At 35.4% G+C, this 3,232-nt stretch carries 5 protein-coding genes; 3 read left to right on the top strand and 2 right to left on the bottom strand.

Annotated elements, in window-relative coordinates:
- Positions 1 to 124 precede the first annotated feature (124 nt).
- The 3 genes from ACOVO2_RS04280 to ACOVO2_RS04270 are packed head-to-tail and all read left to right on the top strand — an operon-like array spanning position 125 to position 2,419.
- Positions 125 to 715, top strand: a complete 591-nt coding sequence (locus tag ACOVO2_RS04280; protein ID WP_421768775.1) for a hypothetical protein — start codon at positions 125 to 127, stop codon at positions 713 to 715.
- Positions 709 to 1,401, top strand: coding sequence for a hypothetical protein (locus ACOVO2_RS04275; protein ID WP_421768774.1), 693 nt, complete (start codon positions 709 to 711; stop codon positions 1,399 to 1,401). Before ACOVO2_RS04280 ends, ACOVO2_RS04275 begins: the two co-directional genes overlap by 7 nt.
- Positions 1,402 to 1,405: 4 nt before the next feature.
- The gene (locus tag ACOVO2_RS04270) at positions 1,406 to 2,419 is read left to right on the top strand and encodes a helix-turn-helix transcriptional regulator (RefSeq protein ID WP_421768773.1); all 1,014 of its coding nucleotides are present in this window, start codon (positions 1,406 to 1,408) and stop codon (positions 2,417 to 2,419) included.
- Between the two features lie 32 nt (positions 2,420 to 2,451).
- On the opposite strand, the gene ACOVO2_RS04265 is transcribed toward ACOVO2_RS04270, so the two are convergent.
- Positions 2,452 to 2,874, bottom strand: a complete 423-nt coding sequence (locus tag ACOVO2_RS04265; RefSeq protein ID WP_421768772.1) for a PIN domain-containing protein — start codon at positions 2,872 to 2,874, stop codon at positions 2,452 to 2,454.
- Positions 2,871 to 3,101, bottom strand: coding sequence for a hypothetical protein (locus ACOVO2_RS04260; RefSeq protein ID WP_421768771.1), 231 nt, complete (start codon positions 3,099 to 3,101; stop codon positions 2,871 to 2,873). Before ACOVO2_RS04260 ends, ACOVO2_RS04265 begins: the two co-directional genes overlap by 4 nt.
- Positions 3,102 to 3,232 lie beyond the last annotated feature (131 nt).

The following is a 3,232-nucleotide window of genomic DNA, read 5'->3' as shown; positions in this document are numbered from 1 at the left end:
TTTGATTTGATGCTACAAAGTAAATACACTATTACGCAGTCTATTTGCGTAGGTAAAAAATATTTTTCAATTTACTATGATTTGCAATTCACGATTTGCAAATTGCAAATATCTCTTTAATATTATGAAAAAACATAATGGAATGCGACCGCAGGATATTTTGATTATCCTAAAATTGTTATCAAGTTCAAAAGTTTCAAACGCTTGGAATGAAGTCAATGAAGATGAAGGAGTATATTCATTAAAGCAGTTTATCTTGATACCCAATAATAACAAAAAAATCGCTAGTAGCCTCCAAATTAGTGAAGCAGAAGTATCAGAATCACTTAGAAGGTCTGAGTATTCGGGCTTAATTTCTGATGCAAAAGTAAAAAAAGTAAATAAAAGAGCCTTCATGGAGTTTATATTGTATGGTATAAAATACGTTTTTCCGACGAAACCTGGTGCTTTAGTTCGTGGTTTTCCAACGGCACATTCTGCACTTCCACTAAAAAACAATATAGTTTCGGAAGAAGCATTTGTGTGGGAACACGCAGAAGGAACTCAACGTGGACAGATGATTGAACCACTTTATCATACAGTTCCGTTAATTGCCCAAAATGATGAAAATCTTTATGAATTATTGGCCTTAGTTGATGCTATTCGTACAGGTTCAGCCCGTATCATTAATCTGGCATCACAAGAATTAGAAAAAAGAATTTTAGACACATGGTAAATCTGTATAAAAACATTGTTCGTATAAAAGTTCTTGCAGAAGCATTAGAAAAACTCAATCACAATATAGTTTTTGTGGGTGGAGCGGTTGTAGAATTATATTGTGATGACCCAGCACGAGGAGAATCACGTCCAACTGATGATGTAGATATTGTAATTGAACTACTAAATAGAGGTTCGCACGCTGAATTAGAAGAAGAATTGCGAAAAATTGGTTTTCGCAATGATATAGACTCTAAAGTGATTTGCCGATATAAATACCATGACATTGTGGTTGACATAATGCCAACTGATGCCGAAATACTGGGATTTACTAATAATTGGTATAAAGACGGAATCAAAAATTGTACGAAATTTGATTTAGACAATGGGCGTAGTATTCAGATTTTCTCAATTTGCTATTTTCTTGCTTCTAAACTTGAAGCATTGAAATCAGAGCGACACGGAAAAGACTATCGCTTTAATAGTGATTTTGAAGATATTATTTATCTATTCGATAATAGAATGAATATCAAAAATGAAATCTTAGAAAGTGAGGGTGATATAAAATTGTATCTTCAAGCAGCACTAAATGCACTTTTAAAACGTGCGTACATTGAAGAAGAGATTTCATCAAATTTAGGTTACTCAAATATTCCTAAAAGACAAGAACGTATTGTGTCGATTTGGAAATCAATCATCAGTTAAAAAAATGCCCGCTAACCGCAACGCCCTTATTCGCTATAAAGTTATTGATAGCTGTCTGCAAAGACGCCACCGAAAATGGACACTCGAAGATTTAATCGAGCAGGTTTCTGAGGCTCTTTATGAATACGAAGGTATGGATAAAGGCATTAGTAAACGCACAATTCAGGCCGATATTCAGATGATGCGAAGCGATAAATTGGGTTACTTCGCCCCTATCGTAGTGCTTGATAAAAAATTTTATACTTACGAAGACCCCAATTATAGCATCACAAATATCCCAATTTCGGATGCTGATTTGGGCAGAATGAACGAGGCCGTTGAACTTTTGAAACAGTTTAAGGGCTTTTCGCATTTTCAGCAACTCAATGAAGTGGTGCAAAAACTCGAAGACCACGTGTACTCGGTGACAAATAAGAAACGCTCAATCATTGATTTCGAGAAAAATGATAATCTACGTGGACTTTCGCACCTTGATTTGCTTTATAATTCGGTGATTCATCAGAAAGCCGTACAAATGACTTATCAATCATTTAAGGCTCGGGCGGCAAGTGTGTTTTATTTTCACGTTTGGTGGCTGAAAGAGTTTAAAAATAGATGGTTTGCGGTTGGTGTGCGAAACGGACAAAAAACCGTAACTCATTTGGCACTCGACCGTATTTTGGAATTAAGTATTGAAGAAAAAATAGCTTACCGAGAAAACACCGACCTCGACCCCGAATTGTATTACAGAGACACCATCGGCGTAACAGTTTCGGAAAATATGCGGGCTGAAAAAGTACAAATTTGGGTCAATCTCGAACACGCTCCGTATGTCGAAACCAAGCCTTTGCATCATTCTCAAATTGTGTTGGAAAGGCTCGATGATGGCATCATCATTCAGATTCAAGTACAGTTGAATCTTGAATTGGAGAAAGAAATACTTGGCTTTGGTGAAGGAATGAAAGTTTTAGCACCCGAAAGGCTCAAAAAAAGGATTTTTTCTCGAATGAGTAAAGGTTTGCAGAATTATGAATCGTAGCACAATTTTCCTTCCCGAAATACAGCTATATCCTAAGCATTTTTCAGAAAATCATCAAACATTTGAATACTACGAAAGCCCTTTTTTCTTAAACCATCGTGTAAAACTTGGTCACGGGTCAATAAAGTAATGTCTAATTGCATTGATAAAGCCACATAAGCTACATCTTTTATATCAATATCGCTGACTAAGGCGATAGCTTTTTGTTTCACATTTTCATCAATCACATAACTGGGTAGAAAGTGTACATTGGAAAACACAAAATAAGAAAAGTGCTTGAAAGAATCATTGTCTAACTTTGCTTTTTGCAAAATAATTTTCTGGTATTTATCAATTTCTATAAAAGCAAAATCACTACTTAAAAAAACGTATTCTTTCAATAAATTTCGATAAACTGCTTTTCCACTTATAAGGATTGACATCAAAACATTGGCATCAACAATGTAAGTTTTCATTGTGCTTCTGTTTCAAAGTTATGCTTATAGGTGTCCCAAGCAAGGTTGCGTGCTACTTGCCAGCTTGGGTCGTTGCTTAACTGCAAACCATCTAATTCTTCGGCTGCTTCTTGTAGGTCAATCTTTCTTTTGAGTTCTTTCAACCATTCTCCGATTTTTGTTTCGATTTGCTGCCTACCTAATGTTTCAACAATCGAATCATCAATTTTGAGCGTTATTTGTGTCATAATTTCTCAACTTATTAGCTAAAAGTAAACAACTATTTTCAGAAAAACAAATCAAAATTATAGACTATCAACTCAATTTCACCGCCCAAGCACGCTCGAATACATCGCCTGCGGGTAGAATATTGATACCT

The organism is Emticicia sp., assembly GCF_049241225.1.
Classification (GTDB): Bacteria; Bacteroidota; Bacteroidia; order Cytophagales; family Spirosomataceae; genus Emticicia.
The sequence above is the reverse complement of the archived record's forward strand: the minus strand, read 5'-3'. Positions and strand labels throughout refer to the sequence as shown.